We start from the raw sequence: 18,447 nt of genomic DNA on the forward strand, positions 1-18,447 counted from the left end.
TCCAGCCGAGACAGCAAAGGACAGACCATGACCGAGGACAAGTACGCACCCGCACCCGAGGACAAGTTCTCTTTCGGGATTTGGACGGTGGGTTGGGCGGCGCAGGACGTGTTCGGTTCGGCGACGCGTGCGGCGATGAGTGCCGATCGTGCGGTGCGCGAGCTGGCGGCGATCGGCGCGGGTCGCGGCGTTCCGCAAGGCCCTGGACGAGACGGGCCTGAAGGTCACGACGGCGACGACGAACCTGTTCTCCCATCCGGTGTTCAAGGACGGCGGGTTCACGCACAACGACCGTGAGGTGCGCCGGTTCGCCATCGCGAAGGTCATCCGCAATATCGATCTGGCCGCCGAGTTGGGGGCGCAGGTGTATGTGGCCTGGGGCGGGCGTGAGGGCGCCGAGTCCGGCGGGTCGAAGGACGTGCAGTCGGCGATGGCGCGGATGAAGGAGGCGTTCGACGTCCTCGGCGACTATGTCGTGGAGCAGGGGTATGACCTGCGGTTCGCGATCGAGCCGAAGCCGAACGAGCCGCGGGGGAACATCCTGCTGCCCACCCTCGGCCACGCGCTCGCGTTCATCAATGAGCTCGAGCGCCCGGAGTTGACCGGGATCAATCCGGAGATCGGGCATGAGGAGATGGCCGGGCTCGACTACGCCGCGGGCATCCGCCAGGCGTTGTGGCACGGGAAGCTGTATCACATCGATTTGAACGGGCAGACCGGTCCGCGCTATGACCAGGATCTGCGGTTCGGTGCGGGGAATGTGGGCGGGGCGTTCTGGACCGTGGACGCGGTCGAAGAAGGCATCGCGAAGGGCCAGTACACCGGGCCGATCCACTTCGATTTCAAGCCGCCGCGGACCGAGGACGACAAGGGCGTGTGGGTCTCGGCTGCCGCGTGCATGAGGAACTACAAGATCCTCCAGGCGAAGGTGAAGGCCTTCCGGGCCGACCCGGAGGTCCAGGAGGCGCTCAGGGACGCCCGGGTCGACCAGCTCGCCGTCCCGACCCTCGCTGAGGGTGAGACGTGGGCGGATGTGAAGGACCTCGAAGTGGATGTCGAGGGTCTGGCGGCGAAGGGGATGGCGTTCGAGCGTCTCGACCAGCTCGCCCTGGAACACCTCTACGGCGTCCGCTAAGCGGCACAGGACAGCATGGAAGCGGGCCCGGAGCAACAGCTCCGGGCCCGCTTCGCAACCCCACACCCATCAGTTGGATCTACTCGCCTTGCGGCTTCGTGTCACCCTCAGGAGTACTTCGTTCCCCTTGAAACACAAGTTACGGACCGGGGCTCCAGATTCCTGGGAAGAACCATGAGAGGTTCATTTGAACCGCGACGGCGCCGAACCGGCCAGGAAACACCTGGTACGCGACGGGGGGGTCTACTTCTCCACCGGGACCGTCGGCGCCGGCGGGTCCGACAGCTCCGCGAGGGTCCTCTGCCACACGCCCACGTCGTGCCACCCGTCGAACTTGTACCCGGCCGCCTCGATCGTGCCCACCGGCTTGAACCCGAACGCCGCGTGCAGCGCCTCAGAACCCGGGTTCGGGCTCGTCACCAGCGCCATCACACTGCGGAAACCCTGCGATTCGAGACGCTTGAGCAGATCCCCGTACAGCCTCGAGCCGACCTGCCTGCCGCGCCGTCCCTCGGCCACGTACACCGTCGCCTCCGCGGTCCAGTCGTACGCCTGCCGCGCGTTCCACGGCTTCGCGTAGGCCAGGCCCACCACCTCGCCGTCGTACTCGGCGACGATCCACGGGTAGCGGCTGCCGTACTCGGCCAGCTCCCGCTCCCACTCGGCCGGCGGCTGCGGCTCGGTCCGGAAGTTCGCGGTGCTCGTCGCGATGTAGTGGTTGACGATCCCGGCGATCGACGCCGCGTCCGAGGACTCGGCGAAACGCACGGTGACCGGGCCGGTCGCACTCGTGTCGCTGCTGCTCATGGCCGAAGCCTATCCAGCGGAAAGGCCCCCGCCGGGGCTCGATCCCGTCAGACGGGCGAGCGCCACACCCGCGCTTCCCGCCACTTGCCAGGCCGAGCTACCAAACAGACCTGCCCGACAGACTTACCAAACAGTGCTCGGCCGCCAGGTGCAGATCGTCGGCCGCAGCCCTCCGGTGGCCCGGAAGTCCTCCACCGCGCGCGCGAGCGTGCTCAGCGCCACGTGCGCGTCGGGCGGGAACACGCTCGCGGTGTCCATGTCCCGGTACAGGCGTATTCCCGGCGCCTGCGGCCGCTTGGAGTAGGTGACCCACGCGCCCGGGCCGTAGTCCTCGCCGCCGGGGCCGTAGTAGGAGAGCGCGCCGACCTCCGTCTCGCGGTCGGCGGCGATCTTGAGCCCGTGGTCGGGCCGCCCGCCCGGCGCGTACCCGGGACGGTCGCGCACCAGCGCCGTCGCCACCTGGACCAGGTCCGAGGCCACGATGGTCGCCACCGCCGCAGCCACCCCGTCCGGGTCGAACGCCAGGAGGACCCGGGTCCCGTTGTCCCTGGTGCTGAGCGTGAATTCGGCGCAATGGCCGGAGACGTGCGCGCCCGCGGGGCCAGCGCTCATCGGCGGTGCTCCTTCCGCGTCGAGGGAGAAGACGGCGCTCATCGGCGGTGCTCCTTCCGTGTCAAGGGAGAGAGGCGTGCGGGCTTGCGAATCGTGCTGGTGATCAATGGGGATCGCCATGTCGGACACCGCACCTCGTGTACAGGAATTGATCGCCGACACCGTTGTCGCCGCACCGCAAGGGGTATCACTCGCGACTCCGCAGCCGATGCCGTTGCGGGTTTGTGAACGACAGTACGTGTGGGATCGAGCGGTTTGTTCGATCAGTCGGGAAGTTGACAGAAACGCCCTGACGTGCTGTGACAACCTGTTCATGCAACTGGTAGATTCCACTCAGGATCGGCCGGGTCACCGTGTTCCGGTCCGGTTCCCGCGCGAACCCCGCAGCGCGGCAAGATAGACCACATGCGTGTGGAACTGCTGGGACCGCTGCGGGTGCAAGGCGAGGACGGGGCCGAGATCGCCCTCCCCGCTGGCCGCGGGCGCGCGCTCCTCGCCCGGCTCGCCCTCGACGCCGGGCGCACCGTCACCGCCGCCGCCCTCATCGAGGCCCTCTGGCCCGACGACGCGCCCGCCAACGCCGCCGGCGCCCTCCACACCCAGCTCTCGCGCCTGCGCGGCCACCTCGGCGGCGCCATCGGCGCCCTCGTGGTCAGCGAGACCGGTGGTTACCGGCTCACCGGGACCGACACCGACCTCGCCGAGTTCGAACGGCTCGCCGCCCGAGCCGAGGCCGCCGCCGAGCACGGCGCCCCCGCCGCCGTCCGCGAGACCGCCGAAGCCGCCCTCGACCTGTGGCGCGGACCCGCCTTCGCCGACCTCGACCGCTTCGCGTTCGCCGACGCCGCCAGGGTGCGCCTCACCGTCCGCCGCGAAGCCGTCGCCGCCCTCCACATCGAGGCGCGCCTGCGCCTCGACGGCTCCGACGCCGTGCTCGCCGACCTCGCCGCCCGCCACGCCGCCGACCCGCTCGCCGAACCCGACGCCGCCCGCTACATGCGGGCCCTCGCCGCCTCCGGGCGCCGCGCCGAGGCGCTCGCCGTCCACGAGACCGTCCGCGCCCGCCTCGCCGACGAACTCGGCGTCGACCCCTCACCGGTGCTCGCCGCCGCCCACCTCGACGTGCTCCGCGGCTCCGACTCGGCCCCGCGGCGCCCGAACCGCCTGCCCCGGCCCCTCACCGCCTGCATCGGCCGCGAGAGCGAACTCAAGGCCCTCCCGGAGCTGCTGGACGCGAACCGGCTCGTGACCCTCACCGGCCCCGGCGGCACCGGCAAGACCCGCCTGGTGGTCGAGACCGCCCACCGCCTCGCCGCGGCCGGGCGCACCGTCCACCTCGTCGAACTCGCCCCCGTGAGCGACCCGACCCGCCTGCCGGAGATCTTCCTCGACGCCCTCGGCCTCGGCGAGTCGATCCTCGCCCGCCGCGAGCAGGACCCGCGCACGCGCCTGGTCGAAGCCCTGTGGAACCGCGAGGTCGTCCTCGCGGTCGACAACTGCGAGCACCTCATCGAGGCGACGGCCGCACTCGTCGCCGACCTGCTCGCCCAGGCCCCGGGCCTGCGCATCCTCGCCACCAGCCGCGAGCCGCTCGGCATCACCGGCGAGACCGTCTTCGACGTCGGCCCGCTCACCCTCCCCGAACCGGCCGAGGCCCTCGCCGACCTGCGCGACCACGCCTCGATCCGCCTGTTCGAAGAACGCGCCCGCCAGAGCGACCCCGGCTTCACCGTCGACGCCGGCAACGCCGCCACCGTCGCGGCCGTGTGCGCCGCCCTCGACGGCCTCCCGCTCGCCATCGAACTCGCCGCCGCCCGCCTGCGCGGCATGAGCCTCGACGACCTCGCCGCCCGCCTCGGCGACCGCTTCGGGCTCCTCGGCCGCGGCCCCCGCACCGCCGAACCGCGCCAGCGGACCCTCCGCGCCGTCGTCGACTGGAGCTGGGACCTCCTCGACCCCGAAGAGCGCCTCGTCCTCGCCCGCATGTCGGTGTTCAACGGCGGCGCCGACCTCGACGCCGCGTGCGAGGTCTGCTCGGCGAGCGTCGAGACCGTCACCGGCCTGGTCGACAAGTCCCTCATCCAGCGCCTGCCCGGCGGACGCTACCGGCTCCTGGAGACCGTCCGCGAATACGCCGCCGCGCGATTGGCCGAAGCCGGCGAGACCGCCGGGCGCTACGAGCGCCACGCCCTCCACTACACGCGGATCGCCGAAACCGCCGAACCCCACCTCATGCGCGCCGAACAGGTCGAATGGCTCGCCCGCCTCGCCCCCGACCACGCGAACTTCACCGCCGCCGTCCACCGGATGATCGCCGCCGGGAACGCCGAACTCGCCCACCGCGCCGTCTCGCCGCTGTCGTGGTACTGGTGGATGCGCGGCCACCGCCGCGAAGGCCAGCGGCTCGTCGAACGCGTCCGCGCCCTCCCCGGCGAGGTCGCTCCGCTGCTGCGCGCCAAGGCCGCGCTCGCCGGCACCTGGGGCATGTGGTCGGGCCTGCTCGACCCCGCCGAGGTCGACGCCGGGTTCGCCCAGGCCCAGGCCCTCGTCGAACGCCACGACCTCTACCGGGCCGAACCCCTGCTGCGGATGATCCCGCTGATCCGGGCCCTGCTCGCCGAGGACGAGGCGGGACTGCGGTCCATCGCCGCCTCGATCGACCCCGACCGCGCCGCCGGGCCCGCCGCCGAACGCGAAGTGTGGGTCCGCGGCATCGCCCTGCTGTTCATCTCCGACTTCTCCCAGCGCGCCGGGCGCGAGGAGCGGGCGAGCGCCGAACTCGCCGAGGCCGCCGCGATCTTCGAGCGGATCGGCGAGCGCTTCGGCCTCATGGTCACCTTGCAGGGCGTCGGCGGCGAACGCATGGCCCACGGCGACTACCAGGGCGCCCGCGAAGTACTGAAGCGGGCATTGGAGGCCGAGGCCGAGTTCGGCGCGGACGTGGCCGACTCGGTCATCGCCGAATACCTGTGGCGCATCGACGCCGAATACGGCGACGACCTGCCCGCGACTTTGGAGCGGATGAGAGCCGTGGCCGACCGGGCCGCGCGCATCGGCAACGCCGAGAACGTCGTCGGCGCCCGCACCTCGGCCGCGATCTGCCTGCGGCGCCTCGGGAAGCTCACCGAAGCGCGCGAGGAACTCCTGGCCGCCGAAGGCGACCTGCCGCGGTTCCTCGACTTCTCAGAGGTCTCGGTGCAGCTGTACCGCCAGCTCGCCCTCGTGGCGCGCGAACTCGGCGACCCGGACCTGGAGGTCCGGGCCGCCGGGATGCTGGACGGCAGCAACTGGCCCTTCAGCACCTGAGCCCTTCAGCCCATGTTCTGCGCGCTCAATTCGTGAGCTTGCGCCGGTAGGCCCGCAGCGAGAGCGGCACGAACACCGCCAGGATCGCCGCGCACCACGCGAGCAGCGCGAGCGTCTCGGCCCCGGGCGAGCCCCCGCCGAGGAACATCCGCATCGTGTCGGCCAGGGCGGTCATCGGATTGACCTGCGCCCACCACTGCACCGGCCCCGGCAGCGTGTCCTTCTCGACGAAGATCGTCGACGTGTACGCCAGCGGCATGAGCAGGCTGATCATCCACGTCTGGATCTGCTCCTCGCTCTTGGCCGTCAGCCCGACCAGGGCCATCGTCCACGAGACGGCGAACAGGAACAGCAGCAGCGCGCCCGCCGCCGCGGCCGTGCCCGCCGCGCCGCCCTCGGCGCGGTAGCCGATCGCAAACGCCACGGCCCCGACGACCAGCAGCGCCCACGCGTGCTTGACCATGTCGGCGGCCACGCGCCCGGCCAGCAGCGCGAAGCGCGAGACCGGCATCGCGGTGAGGCGGTCGAAGACCCCCTCCTTGATGTCGCCGTACAGGCCCATGCCCGTCGAGGTGATCGCGAAGAACAGGCCCATGGCGATGATGGTCGGCCCCGCGTACTGGAGGAAGTCCTGCCACGAGCCCATCATCTGCCCGCCCATGAAGAACGTGATGGACAGCAGGATCATGAGCGGGATCATGAAGAACTCGACCAGCTGCGCCGGATAGTGCTTGATCGACGCGAGCGACCGGGCGGCCATGGAAGCCGACTGCCCCAGCGGCCCGCGAGTGGTGTTCCAAGTGGTCGTCGGCCTCGGGCCGGTGGATGCGAGGGCGGTCATGCCGTCAGCTCCTTCGTCTTCTGCTGGTGGTCGGTCTCGGTGCGGTGCCCGGTCAGGCTCAGGAACACCTCGTCGAGCGTCGGTTCGTGGAGGCCGAACCCGGCCAGGTCGACCCCGGCCTGGCCGATCCGGGCCATGACGGCCTGGGCCTCACCGGCGTGGGCGACGGGGACGACCACGGCGCCGTCCTCGCGGCGGGCGCTGGCGCCCGCGGCCCATTCGGCGAGCTGGACGAGCTGCTCGGCGGCCTCGGGCCGGGTGGGGGACAGGCGCAGGACCAGGCCGCCGACGGTCTGCTTCAGTTCCGAGGGCGTGCCCGAGGCGATGACCCTGCCGTGGTCGATCACGGCGATGGCGTGGGCGAGCTGGTCGGCCTCTTCGAGGTACTGGGTGGTGAGCAGGACGGTGGTGCCCTCGGCGACGAGTTCGCGCACGATCTCCCACAGGCCGCCGCGGCTCTGCGGGTCCAGGCCCGTGGTCGGCTCGTCGAGGAACAGCACCTCGGGCCGGCGCACGATCGAGGCGGCGAGGTCGAGGCGCCGGCGCATCCCGCCGGAGTACTTCGCGGCGGCGCGGGTGGCCGCGTGGGCCAGGTCGAACCGCTCGATGAGCTCGTGGGCGCGCTGCCTGGCCTGGCGGCGCGAGGCGCCGAGGAGCCGGGCGATGAGGACGAGGTTCTGCTCGCCCGACAGGTTCGGGTCGAGCCCGGCGTACTGCCCGGTGAGGCCGATGCGCTCGCGCACCTTCCTCGCCTCGGCGGCGACGTCGTGCCCGAGGACGCGGGCGGTGCCGGCGTCGGGGCTCGTGAGGGTGGACAGGACCCGGACGGCGGTGGTCTTGCCCGCGCCGTTGGGGCCCAGGACGCCCAGGACGGTGCCGGGCGCGGCGGCGAGGGTGACGCCGTCGAGGGCGCGGACCTCGCCGAAGGACTTCACCAGCCCTCGGACTTCGATCGCGTGCTTCATGGCGGGGTGCCTTTCTGTTCGCTTGCGTGCCGCCAGCGTGCGGCCCGCGCCTTGCACGTGCCTTGCACCGCGCTTTCACCCGCCGCAAGGCACGTGAAAGGGCCGCCTCCACAAGTGGAGGCGGCCCTTTCGACCAGCGGTTTCGCTCGCGGTCAGCCCTTGATGGCGCCGGTGATGACGGCCTTGGTGAAGTGCTTCTGGATGAACGGGTACATGATGACGATCGGGAGGATCGTGCACACGACCACGGCCATCTTGAGCGCGGCGGTCGGCGCCGCGGCGGCGGACTGGTACTGGGCCGCCTGCGAGGCGGCGCCGGGCAGGCCCTGGGTGGACATGAGCATCCGCTGGAGCACCACCTGGATCGGCTGGGTGTCGAGGCTCGGGATGTACAGCACGGCCTGGAAGTAGATGTTCCAGTACATGACCGCGTAGAACAGCGCGATGACCGCGAGGATCGCCTTCGACATCGGCAGGACGATCTTGAACAGGGTCCGGAACTCCCCGGCGCCGTCCATCTTCGCGGCGTCGATGAGCTCGGCCGGGACGCTGTTCATGAAGAACGAGCGGAGCACGATCAGGTTGAAGGCGTTGAACGCCATCGGCAGGATCAGCGACCAGTAGCTGTTGAACAGGCCCAGCGACTGCACGACCAGGAAGCTCGGGTACATGCCCGGGGCGAACAGGAACGTGAAGAGGATGAGGACCAGCAGCGGCCGGTGCAGCAGCGTCCCGGGCCGCGAGAGCCCGTAGGCCGCGCCGATGGTGATGACCATGCTGATCGCGGTGCCGCCGGCGGTCAGGGCCATGGTCAGCAGCAGCGAGTCGGTGAGCGCGCCGCCGTTGAAGATCTCCTGGTAGGCCTGCACGCTCAGGTCGGTCGGGATGAGCAGCAGGTTGCCTCGGGAGCGCGAGAGCGCCTCCTCGCTCGCGAAGCTGGTCGCGACGACCGCCCAGACGGGGATGACGATCGCGGCCGCGTAGCAGACCAGGAACGCCGCCTTGACGAGCTTCCCGAAGGCCGAGGGCTCTTCGTCCCAGACCGGGCGCCTGTTGCGGCTGCGGCGCGGTCGGATCCGGATGTCGGTGGTGGTCATGACTTCTGGTAGATCCCTTGCTCTCCGAGGCGGTGGGCGACGCTGTTCGCGACGAGGATCAGGAACAGTCCGATCACGCCCTTGAACAGGCCGGCCGCGGTGCCGAAGGATTCGGATTCGGGCCCGATGATGCTGCGGTAGTACACGAAGGTGTCGAGCACCTCGGTGGTCTGGAAGCCCACGGACTGGCGCTGCAACTGGTACTGCTCGAAGCCGACGGTGAGGATGCCGCCGAGCTGGAGGATGAGCAGGAGCACGATGACCGGCCGGATGCCCGGGAGGGTGATGTGCCACATGCGCTTCCAGCGGTTCGCCCCGTCGACGGCCGCGGCCTCGTACAGGCTCGGGTTGATCGAGGCGAGGGCGGCCAGGAAGATGATCATGCCCCAGCCGGCGTCCTTCCAGACCCACTGCATCCAGGCCAGGAACACGAAGGAGCCGCTGTCGGTCATGAACGTCAGGCGCTCGCCGCCCGATTGCAGCATCAGGTTGGAGACCAGGCCGTCGGAGCCGAGCATCTGGACGAAGACGGTGACGACCAGGACCCAGGAGAAGAAGTACGGCAGGTAGACCACCGACTGGAACACGCTGCGGATCTTGGTGGAGACGACGCTGTGCATGACCAGCGCCAGGATGATCGACAGCGGGAAGACGAACGCCAGCTGCGCCAGCGAGAACTTCAGCGTGTTCCCGAGGGCCGGCAGGAAGTACGGGTTGGCGAACAGCCGCTCGAACCAGGCGAAGCCCACGATCGGGTTCTCCCAGAACGCCCGGTGCGGGCTGTAGTCCATGAACGCGATGATGTTCCAGGCGCTGGGCCAGTAGAAGAACACCGCGAGCTGCACCATCGCCGGGAGGGTGAGCAGGAGCAGGGGCCAGTCGTGGCGGAGCCGCTGCGCCAGGGTTCGCCGGCGGTCGATGCGGGGGCGCTCCGAGGCCTGCGCGGCCTCTGGAGCTGGTGTCTGGAGTGCTGCCATCGTGTTTTCGGTTTCCGGTCCGGTTCGCAGTCAGAGGATTGGGACGCGAGAGGCCGGGCGGCCCGCGTGGCGGGCCGCCCGGCCGCGGCTCATTCGCCGTGGAGCTGCTCGTAGACGGCCGTGAAGTGCTCGCGGCCGGCCTCGCCGCCGTTGCTGAGGAACGTCTCGACGATGGAGGGGATGTCGGCGACCTCGGCGCGGCCGAACGCGACGTCGTCCTCCTGGTCCTTCAGCGCCTCGGCGGCGGAGACGAACGCCGAGGGCGCCTCGATGCGGACGCCGTCGAAGATGTCGACCTCGATGAGGTCCTTGATCGCGGCGTTGTACTCGAAGCGGGCCTGGACCATGTCGACCGGGCCGGTCAGGAAGGTCTGGACCTCGCCGGAGAAGGTCTTGTAGTTGACCGGGGCCTGGACGACGCTGACGCCCAGGTCGGTGAAGACCGGGATGCCGTCGTCGCCGTAGTCGAAGTGCGTGCCCTCGACGCCGTACTCCAGCAGCTCCCATTCCTTGGTGCCGTACGGGGACGAGCACCAGTTCGCGACGTCGAGGAGTTCCTCGACCTGCTCCTGGGAGAGGTCCTTGTTGAGGAAGACCCAGCCTTCGACGTCGGGCTTGGAGTGGACGAGCGGGGTGCGACCGTTCGCCGAGAGGGCGCCGAGGGCGCCGATCCCGCCGGGGGCCTCGCCGCTGTTGACCCAGTCGGTGTACTCGCTCCAGAAGGTGATGCCGTCCTGCTGGAAGAGGCTCGTCCCGGCCTTGAACAGCTGCTTGGTGTCCAGGGTGCCGCTGGCGATGTCCGGGTGCTGGAGCTTCTCGTCGTGGAGGGTGCGGCGGAACTCGAGCCACTCGGTGTACTCGGGGCGCTCGGAGTTGTGGACGAGCTTGCCGTCGATGTACGCCCAGCCGTCGCCCGAGGCGAGGCCGAACCACGCCGGGGTGAGCCAGTCGGTGCCGAGGAAGGCCCACTGGCCGGCGGCGTCGTCGGAGAAGGCGCGGGCCACCTCCAGCAGCTCCTCGACGGTGGTCGGCACGCCCATGCCGAGGTCGTCGAGCAGGTCGGTGCGGTAGAACATGGCGTTCTGGACGCCGCCCATCATGGACCCGGGGATGCCGAAGATGCGGGCGGACTCGGGGTCGTCGGGGTCGGTCGACCAGACGGCCTTGCCCCAGACGGTGTCGCCGAGGCCGGCCAGCAGCGGCCAGCGCTCGGAGATGTCGCCCTTGAGGAGGTCGGTGAGGTCGTAGAAGGAGTTGACGACCGTCTCGCGGAAGTCGGGGTGGGCGTAGAGCATCCAGCTGAACAGCTGGATGCCGTCGCCGAACTCGTTGGCCTGGAGCCACTGCTGCGAGGTCTCGGCGTAGGTGTTGCCGTCGGCGTGGCGGATGTTGACCACCGTGCCGCCCCAGGCCTCCTGGACGGCCTTGTAGTAGTCGTCGTCCTTGGAGGGCGCCTCGCCCCACATGGGGATGGTGACCTCGTAGGTGCCGGTGCCGGAGGGCACGTCGGCGATGGCCTGGACCGGCTCGGGGAAGCTGGTGAACGCGGAGGGGTGGTTCGGCGGCTCGCCGACCAGGTCGGGCTCGAACGGGAGCGGCCATTCCTTGTACTCGGGAAGGAAGTCGAACCCGGTCTGGACCTGCGACGATCCGCTCCCCGACTCGATGTCGCCGCACGCGGCGACGATGGGCAGTCCCGCGGCCCCGGCGGCGCCGAGACCGGCGACCTTGAACAGGGAGCGGCGCCGGAGCGGCGACCTGTCGGAGGGAGTAGCCACGTTGCTGTCCTTTCGGTCGTACCAATGTGAGGGTTTGTTCGCGGGGGGTGTAGCCGGTAATTAGTTCGGCTATTCGATAAACTAAAGTAGCGCACGGTGACAGCCCGCACAAGCCGGGGGTCAGGCGAAACGGCCGCGGATTGATCACGATTCGGGAACGGCACCTGTGGCGGCGCTCATATGCGCCACCACCAGGGACTGGTCGAAGTTCGCGAGCGGTCATACATGACAATGACGAATACGGCTCGCAGGCATCGCCGGGGGCGGACCACGAGCGACACTGGAGGACAACATGGCGATGCGGATAGCGGCGAAGTCGGCCGGACCCGGCGGCGTCCCCGAGGACGAACCCGGAAGGGCCAAGCGGGCCGACTTCACCGACGTACGGGCCAACAACCTCGGCTTCGTGCTCCGCCAGGTCCGCGCCGAGGGACGGTGCTCGCGCGCCGACCTCGCCGCGAAGACCGGGCTCAACAAGGCCACCGTCTCCTCGCTGGTCGCCGAGCTCATCGACCGCCGCGTCCTGCGCGAGTCCGGCTCGGTCATCGGCAACATCGGCCGCCCCGCCGTGCTCCTCAGCGTCGACACCGGCTACTACGCCTCGCTCGGCGTCGAGGTCAACGTCGACTACATGACCCTCGTCGCCGTCGACCTCGCCGGCAACCGCCTCCTGTCGTGGCGCCGCGCCCACGACGGCGAGAACTCCACCCCCGGCAAGTCCGTCTCGGCTCTCGCCGGACTCGCCAAGAGGGCCGTCGACAAGATGGACGCCGAGGGCCGCCAGATCCTCGGCCTCGCCGTGGCCGTCCCCGGCATGATCGACAACGACGGCGTCGTCCAGCGCGCCCCGATGCTCGGCTGGTCCCGCTTCGACCTCACCGGCCGCCTGCGACAGGCCATGAGGGACCCCAAGTACGCCGTCACCGCCGACAACGACGCGAACCTCGGCGCGGTCGCCGAGCAGCGCTTCGGGTCCTGGGCCGGGGTGTCCAACATGATCTACCTGACCGGCGAGATCGGACTCGGCGCCGGGCTCATCGTCGACGGCGAGCTGCGCCGCGGCGCCACCGGGTTCGCCGGCGAGATCGGGAACCTCCTCATCGAGGTCGACGGGCGCATCGGCCGCGTCGAGGACTTCGCCGGCATCCGAGCGGTCCTCAACGAACTCTCCGAATCGGACCACATCGCCGGGACCGAGGTCGAGGCCGAGGTCGAGGACATCGTCACCCGCGCCCGCGCCGGCGAGGACCGCGTCATCGAGGCCCTGGAGCGCATCGGCCGCTCGCTCGGCGCCGGGATCGCGCTGGCGGTGGACCTGCTCAACCCCGAAGCGGTCGTCCTCGGCGGCCACTACCAGGCCCTGAGCACCTGGATCGGCCCCGCGGCCGAGGCGGAGCTGGCCGACCGCACGCACGCCTCGGGCGCCGGCGGGGCCGAGATCGTCGTCTCCGCCCTCGGCCACGAGGCCCCCGCCCTCGGCGCGGCCACCGGCATCCTCAACGACATCGACGCCGGAAGGATGCCGACCCCCATCGGCAGCTGAACTGACCCCACATCTCAGACCCCGCATCCCCGATCCCCGCACCGCCCGCCTCGACCCCGACGAACCCACTGCCGACACGGCCCGCGCCGCGGCTCCCGCGTGCCTGTTTCAAGATTGTTACCACCCACGTTTTCGCAGCTCAAAGCCGTAACGAAACAGTTGAAACCCGTCATTGGGGCGCTCGGCGCCGCCGGGCCGCCTTGACGGCGGTCGGCTCCGCGGTGTAGAAATCTTGCATTCCTCAATCGAAGCGCTTCGAATAGCGTCACCGGCGGTAACGCCTTCGTCATCGAAGCGCTTCGACGGGCGTCTCACCGGGGCCCGCCCCGACGAGACGCCACGACGCGTCAGTCCCATCTGCCAAGTCAGCTCCATCTGCCAAGACAGTGACGTCCCAGCAAGGAAGTCCGCCATGAGCGATCTCGACCCGCGTCCCGCGTTCAGGGACCCCGGCCTCCCCCGCGACCAGCGCATCGCCGACCTGCTCTCCAGGCTCACCCTGGACGAGAAGATCGGCCTGCTGCACCAGTACCACCGACCCGTCGAACGGCTCGGCATGGGCCCGTTCAAGACCGGCACCGAAGCCCTCCACGGCCTCGCCTGGCTCGGCGAGGCCACCGTCTTCCCCCAGGTCGTCGCCCTCGGCGCCACCTGGAACCCCGAACTCGTCGAACAGGTCGGCGCGGCCGTCGCCGACGAGGTCCTCGCCTTCAACCGCGAAGACCCCGTCAAGGTCGGACGCAACGTCTGGGCCCCCACCGTCAACCCCCTGCGCGACCCCCGCTGGGGCCGCAACGAAGAGGGCTACTCCGAGGACGCGTGGATGACCGGCCTCCTCGGCGCCGCCTACGCCCGCGGCCTCAAAGGCGACGACGGCACCACCTGGAAGACCGCCCCCACCGTCAAGCACTTCCTCGCGTACGGCAACGAGGCCGACCGCTGCGCCACCTCCTCCAACATGCCGCCCCGAGTGCTCCGCGAATACGAGTTCGCCGCCCACCGCCCGGCACTGGCGAGCGGCGACGCGGTCGCGGTCATGCTCTCCTACAACCTCGTCAACGGCCGCCCCGCGCACGTCACCCCCCTCGTCAACGACGAACTGCGCACCTGGACCGACGACGAGGTCTTCATCGTCTCCGACGCCTACGCCCCCAACAACCTCGCCGGACTCCAGGGCTACTTCGAAGACCTCCCGACCGCCTACGCCGCGGCCGTCAAGGCCGGCCTGGACTCCTTCACCCAGGACGACGACCGCCCCGGCGAAGTCCTCGCGCACCTCGTCACCGCCATGGAACGCGGCCTGCTCGACGAAGGCGACATCGACACCGCCGTGCGCCGCAACCTCTTCGTCCGCTTCGGCCTCGGCGAATTCGACCCCGAGGACGCCTACGCCCACATCGGCCGCGAGGTCGTCGACTCGCCCGAGCACCGCGCCCTCGCCCGCGAGGCCGCCGCCCAGTCGATCACCCTCCTGAAAAACGACGGCATCCTGCCGCTCGCCGCCCCCGAAGACGACGGCCCCAAGAAGATCGCCGTGATCGGACCGCTCGCCGACGTCCAGATGCAGGACTGGTACTCCGGGACCCTCCCGTACGCCGTCACCGCCCGCGGCGCCCTCGCCGAACGCGCCGAAGTCACCCATTGCGAAGGCGTCGACCGCATCCGCCTGCGCCACAGGACCGGCTACATCACCGCCGTCGAGGACGGCAAGGCCCTGGAGATCACCGACACCACCGCCGCGCCCGCCCAGTTCGACCTCTTCGACTGGGGCGGCTGGTCCTACACCCTCCGCAGCGTCGGCACCGGCCAGTACGTCGACGGGCGCCTGGACGGCACCGTCGGCGCCGACTCGGTCGGCCCCCACGAGTTCGACGTGCACGAGACCTTCAAGATCGTCGAGGTCGAAGGCGGCAAGTGCGCGATCCAGCAGATCCACAAGGCCGAAGGCGCCGAGTCCGGCCAGTGGTTCGCCATCGAGGACGGACGGATCACGCTGAGCGACAAGCTCGCCGAGGCCGCCGAGTTCGACTTCGAGTTCGTCGTCAAGGGCCGCGAGGCCGCCGCCGAGCTCGCCCGCGAGGCGGACGTGGCCGTCGTCGTGCTCGGCGACCACCCGCTCGTCAACGGCCGCGAGACCGAGGACCGCACCGACCTGAACCTGCCCTCGGCCCAGGCGTGGCTCCTGGGCACCGTCCTCGACGCGAACCCGAATACCATTCTGGTCATGTCGTCGAGCTACCCCTACGCCGCGAACTGGGCCGCGAAGCACACCCCCGCGGTCGTGTGGTCCGGCCACGGCGGCCAGGAATGGGGCAACGCCCTCGCCGCGGTGCTCTACGGCGAACGCGACCCCGAAGGCCGCCTGCCGCAGACCTGGTACACCGACGCCGCCGAACTGCCCGCGATGCTCGACTACGACATCGTCGCCTCCGACGCGACCTACCAGTACTACCTCGGCCAGCCGCTCTACCCGTTCGGCCACGGCCTGTCCTACGCCGAGTTCGCCTACGCGAACCTCGCCGCCGACCGCGACCAGGCCCGCCCCGGCGACGACCTCCGCGTCACCGTCGAGGTCACCAACACCTCCGGCCGCGACGGCGTCGAAGTCGTGCAGCTGTACTCGCACCAGTGCGGCTCGCGCGTCAAGCAGCCGCTGCGGCAACTGCGCGGCTTCGAGAAGGTCCGCCTCAAGGCCGGCGAGACCCGCACCGTCGCCTTCACCGTCCCGGTCGACGCGCTCGCCCACTGGGACAACGTCACCGGCCGCATGATCGTCGAGAAGAGCCGCCAGCGCCTCATGGTCGGGCGCTCGGCCGCCGACATCGTCCTGTCCACCGCCGTCCGCATCGACGGCGAGACCGTCGGACCGCGCGACCTCACCCGGCCGCTCGCCGCCACCGCCAACGACGCCTACGCCGGCGTCACGTGGGCCGACGAGAGCCGCACCACCGGCGACGTGATCGCCGCCGAAGAGGCGGGAGGCTGGATCATGCTGGGCGACTGCGACTTCGGACCCCGCGACGACGCCTCCGCCGGCTACGCCACCGTCACCGCCCGCGTCGCCGGACAGGCCGCGCAGCTCGCGCTGCGAGTGGACGACCCGCTCGACGGGGACGTGCTCGCCAAGATCGACACGCCCGCGACCGGCGGCGCCTACGAATACGTCGACGTCACGGTGGAACTCGGCGAAGTCCGCGGGGTCAAGGACCTGTACGTGTCCTTCGAGTCCGGGCCCATCAGGCTCGCGACCCTGACCTTCGGCGGGAGGCCCTAGTGGCCGCGCCCGGCCGCGGCGTCACCATCGCCGACGTGGCCGCCAGGGCCGGCGTCGCCGCCAGCACCGTCTCGTACGTGCTCAGCGGCAAGCGGTCGATCTCCCCGGACACGGCCCGGCGCGTGATGGAGGCGGTCGCCGAACTCGGCTACCACCCGCACGCCGGGGCCCGCTCGCTCGCCTCGCGGCGGGCCGGGGTCATCGCGATGATGCTCCCGCTGCGCGACGGCATGCACCTGCCGGTACTCATGCAGTTCGCGTCGGGAGCGGTCACCGAGGCCCGCCGACAGGACCAGGACGTGCTGCTCATGACCGCCGACGAGGGACCCGCCGGGCTCGCGCGGGTCGCCGCCTCGGCGATCGTGGACGGCCTGATCCTCATGGACGTGGAAGTCCGCGACCCGCGGGTCGAGACCCTGCGCCGCCTGGGACTCCCGAGCGTCCTGATCGGATTCCCCGCGGACGCCGAAGGCCTGACGTGCGTCGACCTCGACTTCACCGCCGCAGGACGCGTCTGCGCCGACTACCTCGTCGAGCGCGGCTGCACCGACGTGGCGCTCCTGGGCGCCTCCGAGGCCGTCTACGAACGCCGCACCGGCTTCGCCGAGCGGGTCAGGAGCGGATTCCTCAACCGCACCGCCGACCGTCCCGGCGTCGCGGCCGCCGCACTGCCCTGCGCCGACGAACCGGCCGCGGTGCAGCGCACGGTCAAAGAGCTGCTGCACGCCAGGCCCGGGCTCACCGGGCTGGCCGTCCACAACGAGCCGTCGGTGCCGCACGTGGTGCACGCGCTGGCGGATGCGGGCAAGAGCGTGGGGGAGGACTTCCACGTGGTCGTCATCGGCCCGGACGAGGTGGCCGAGCGGGTCCACCCGCAACTGCCGTCGGTCCTGGTCCCGGCCGAGACCCTGGCCGAGATCGCGGTGCGCCACCTCATGCGCAAGCTCGACGGACTGGACGTCCCGGACGCGACCCTGGTAGAACCGCAGCTCACCATGCGGTGACGCCGTGACGGCTGCGGAGGTCTCACGGTGCGATGAGTTACCGACGCATCCGCGGACTTCCACCAGTGGCGAGAGGCCGCCGACGCACCGGCGGACCTCCCACTGCGCCAAGAGACCACCCTCGCATTCGCGGACGAACAACAGGACGGCGAAACGGCGGCCCCGGAACTGGCGGAGTTCCGGGGCCGCCGTCCTCCTTGCGGAGGGAATGCGGTCAATGCGCGGTCAGCCGACGTCGATGCCCTGCTCCTGGAGCCAAGCCAGCGAATCGACCTTCTCGCCGTTCAGCAGCACCTCGAAGTGCAGGTGCGGCCCGGTGGAGTTCCCGGTCGAACCGGTGATCGCGATCGTGTCGCCCTGCGACACTTCGTCGCCCACGCCCACCAGGAGCTCCGAGGCGTGCGCGTAGCGGGTCTCGACGCCGTCGCCGTGGTCGATGAAGACCACGTTGCCGTAGCCGCTCTCGAAGGCCGCGTACGTCACGGTGCCGTCGCCGATCGCCCACAGGTCGTCGCCGAAGTTGTTCCCGAAGTCGGTGCCGCCGTGGAGCCTGCCGTTGCGCTGGCCGTAGTAGGAGGTGATGCGCGCGTCCGAGGGGGAGATCCACTCGGGGTTCGCGGCGGCCTCCGCTTCCGCCTCGGCCGCGGCTTCGGCCTCGGCGAGCGCCCGGGCCTCCGCTTCCGCGGCCTCCCGTGCGAGCTCGTTCTCCTCGGCGGCCTCGCGCTCACCGGTCTCGGCCGCGGACTGCTCGCGGGAGGCGGCCTCGACGGCCATCGCGTCGATCACCTCGTCGACCTTCCAGTCGGCCTGCACCAAGGTCACCTCGGCGCGGTTCTCGGCGTCGGCGGCCTGCGCCGCGGCCTGGCCCGACAGGGCCGAGACGATCCATCCGGTGAGGATCGCCGCCACGAGGCCGCCGCTCACGAACCGCCAGGTGTGACGTTCGCGACGCATTCGGCGACGGCGGAGGATCGCCCGGAGTCGTCGGCTGGTCATTTCGCGTTCTGCGGATTCGCAGGTCTCGTCATGTTTGCCCATAGCGTCGGGAAACCTACCCGACCCGAACCCGACAATCGGCCCGTGACCAGGCGATACAACGTCCAAACTG

12 protein-coding genes and 1 pseudogene are annotated in these 18,447 nt (G+C 70.5%); 5 read left to right on the plus strand and 8 right to left on the minus strand.

The annotated features are described in order from the left end of the window. Nucleotides 1–27 precede the first annotated feature (27 nt). Nucleotides 28–1,135: pseudogene (gene xylA / locus IF12_RS23350) on the plus strand (xylose isomerase). A 243-nt stretch (nucleotides 1,136–1,378) separates the two neighbouring features. On the opposite strand, the gene IF12_RS0119275 reads toward xylA, so the two are convergent. Next, complete coding sequence (locus IF12_RS0119275) at nucleotides 1,379–1,942, minus strand: GNAT family N-acetyltransferase (RefSeq protein WP_030161330.1); 564 nt, start codon at nucleotides 1,940–1,942, stop codon at nucleotides 1,379–1,381. Nucleotides 1,943–2,065: 123 nt separating this feature from the next. Next, nucleotides 2,066–2,554 (minus strand): Imm1 family immunity protein, encoded by a 489-nt coding sequence (locus IF12_RS26315; RefSeq protein ID WP_166659586.1) that lies wholly within the window; start codon nucleotides 2,552–2,554, stop codon nucleotides 2,066–2,068. A gap of 405 nt (nucleotides 2,555–2,959) precedes the next feature. Between IF12_RS26315 and IF12_RS0119285 the strand changes: the two genes are divergently transcribed. Then, on the plus strand, nucleotides 2,960–5,860 hold the full coding sequence (locus IF12_RS0119285) for a BTAD domain-containing putative transcriptional regulator (protein ID WP_081913759.1): 2,901 nt from the start codon (nucleotides 2,960–2,962) through the stop codon (nucleotides 5,858–5,860). 25 nt (nucleotides 5,861–5,885) lie between these two features. Here IF12_RS0119285 and IF12_RS0119290 read toward each other — a convergent pair whose 3' ends face one another. The 5 genes from IF12_RS0119290 to IF12_RS0119310 form a co-directional block, all read right to left on the minus strand. Beyond that, nucleotides 5,886–6,701, minus strand: a complete 816-nt coding sequence (locus tag IF12_RS0119290) for an ABC transporter permease (protein WP_030161336.1) — start codon at nucleotides 6,699–6,701, stop codon at nucleotides 5,886–5,888. Beyond that, nucleotides 6,698–7,666, minus strand: coding sequence for a daunorubicin resistance protein DrrA family ABC transporter ATP-binding protein (locus tag IF12_RS0119295; RefSeq protein ID WP_030161338.1), 969 nt, complete (start codon nucleotides 7,664–7,666; stop codon nucleotides 6,698–6,700). Before IF12_RS0119295 ends, IF12_RS0119290 begins: the two co-directional genes overlap by 4 nt. A gap of 152 nt (nucleotides 7,667–7,818) precedes the next feature. Then, on the minus strand, nucleotides 7,819–8,763 hold the full coding sequence (locus IF12_RS0119300) for a carbohydrate ABC transporter permease (RefSeq protein WP_051704622.1): 945 nt from the start codon (nucleotides 8,761–8,763) through the stop codon (nucleotides 7,819–7,821). Further along, nucleotides 8,760–9,740: a sugar ABC transporter permease gene (locus IF12_RS0119305; protein WP_030161341.1), complete on the minus strand. Its 981-nt coding sequence runs from the start codon at nucleotides 9,738–9,740 to the stop codon at nucleotides 8,760–8,762. Before IF12_RS0119305 ends, IF12_RS0119300 begins: the two co-directional genes overlap by 4 nt. Before the next feature lie 89 nt (nucleotides 9,741–9,829). After that, complete coding sequence (locus IF12_RS0119310; RefSeq protein WP_030161343.1) at nucleotides 9,830–11,518, minus strand: extracellular solute-binding protein; 1,689 nt, start codon at nucleotides 11,516–11,518, stop codon at nucleotides 9,830–9,832. Between the two features lie 292 nt (nucleotides 11,519–11,810). On the opposite strand from IF12_RS0119310, the gene IF12_RS0119315 reads away from it, so the two are divergent. The 3 genes from IF12_RS0119315 to IF12_RS0119325 all read left to right on the plus strand — a co-directional run bounded on the left by IF12_RS0119315 (nucleotide 11,811) and on the right by IF12_RS0119325 (nucleotide 17,339). Continuing rightward, nucleotides 11,811–13,061, plus strand: coding sequence for an ROK family transcriptional regulator (locus tag IF12_RS0119315; RefSeq protein WP_197034804.1), 1,251 nt, complete (start codon nucleotides 11,811–11,813; stop codon nucleotides 13,059–13,061). A 412-nt stretch (nucleotides 13,062–13,473) separates the two neighbouring features. Beyond that, nucleotides 13,474–16,335, plus strand: a complete 2,862-nt coding sequence (locus IF12_RS0119320) for a glycoside hydrolase family 3 protein (protein ID WP_030161347.1) — start codon at nucleotides 13,474–13,476, stop codon at nucleotides 16,333–16,335. After that, nucleotides 16,335–17,339, plus strand: coding sequence for a LacI family DNA-binding transcriptional regulator (locus IF12_RS0119325; protein ID WP_030161349.1), 1,005 nt, complete (start codon nucleotides 16,335–16,337; stop codon nucleotides 17,337–17,339). Before IF12_RS0119320 ends, IF12_RS0119325 begins: the two co-directional genes overlap by 1 nt. A gap of 225 nt (nucleotides 17,340–17,564) precedes the next feature. Here the strand turns inward: IF12_RS0119325 and IF12_RS23355 are convergent, their stop codons facing one another. Then, nucleotides 17,565–18,293 carry a M23 family metallopeptidase gene (locus IF12_RS23355; RefSeq protein WP_133884274.1) on the minus strand — a complete coding sequence of 243 codons (729 nt, stop codon included), beginning with the start codon at nucleotides 18,291–18,293 and terminating at the stop codon, nucleotides 17,565–17,567. Nucleotides 18,294–18,447 lie beyond the last annotated feature (154 nt).

This window comes from Glycomyces sp. NRRL B-16210 (assembly GCF_000719515.1).
Taxonomy (GTDB): Bacteria; Actinomycetota; Actinomycetes; order Mycobacteriales; family Micromonosporaceae; genus Glycomyces.

What these genes read in the sequence shown, in the direction of transcription:
- IF12_RS0119275 (WP_030161330.1), bottom strand. Translation starts at nt 1,942, where the DNA reads ATGAGCAGCAGCGACACGAGTGCGACCGGCCCGGTCACCGTGCGTTTC.
- IF12_RS26315 (WP_166659586.1), bottom strand. Translation starts at nt 2,554, where the DNA reads ATGAGCGCTGGCCCCGCGGGCGCGCACGTCTCCGGCCATTGCGCCGAA.
- IF12_RS0119285 (WP_081913759.1), top strand. Translation starts at nt 2,960, where the DNA reads ATGCGTGTGGAACTGCTGGGACCGCTGCGGGTGCAAGGCGAGGACGGG.
- IF12_RS0119290 (WP_030161336.1), bottom strand. Translation starts at nt 6,701, where the DNA reads ATGACCGCCCTCGCATCCACCGGCCCGAGGCCGACGACCACTTGGAAC.
- IF12_RS0119295 (WP_030161338.1), bottom strand. Translation starts at nt 7,666, where the DNA reads ATGAAGCACGCGATCGAAGTCCGAGGGCTGGTGAAGTCCTTCGGCGAG.
- IF12_RS0119300 (WP_051704622.1), bottom strand. Translation starts at nt 8,763, where the DNA reads ATGACCACCACCGACATCCGGATCCGACCGCGCCGCAGCCGCAACAGG.
- IF12_RS0119305 (WP_030161341.1), bottom strand. Translation starts at nt 9,740, where the DNA reads ATGGCAGCACTCCAGACACCAGCTCCAGAGGCCGCGCAGGCCTCGGAG.
- IF12_RS0119315 (WP_197034804.1), top strand. Translation starts at nt 11,811, where the DNA reads ATGGCGATGCGGATAGCGGCGAAGTCGGCCGGACCCGGCGGCGTCCCC.
- IF12_RS0119320 (WP_030161347.1), top strand. Translation starts at nt 13,474, where the DNA reads ATGAGCGATCTCGACCCGCGTCCCGCGTTCAGGGACCCCGGCCTCCCC.
- IF12_RS23355 (WP_133884274.1), bottom strand. Translation starts at nt 18,293, where the DNA reads ATGCGTCGCGAACGTCACACCTGGCGGTTCGTGAGCGGCGGCCTCGTG.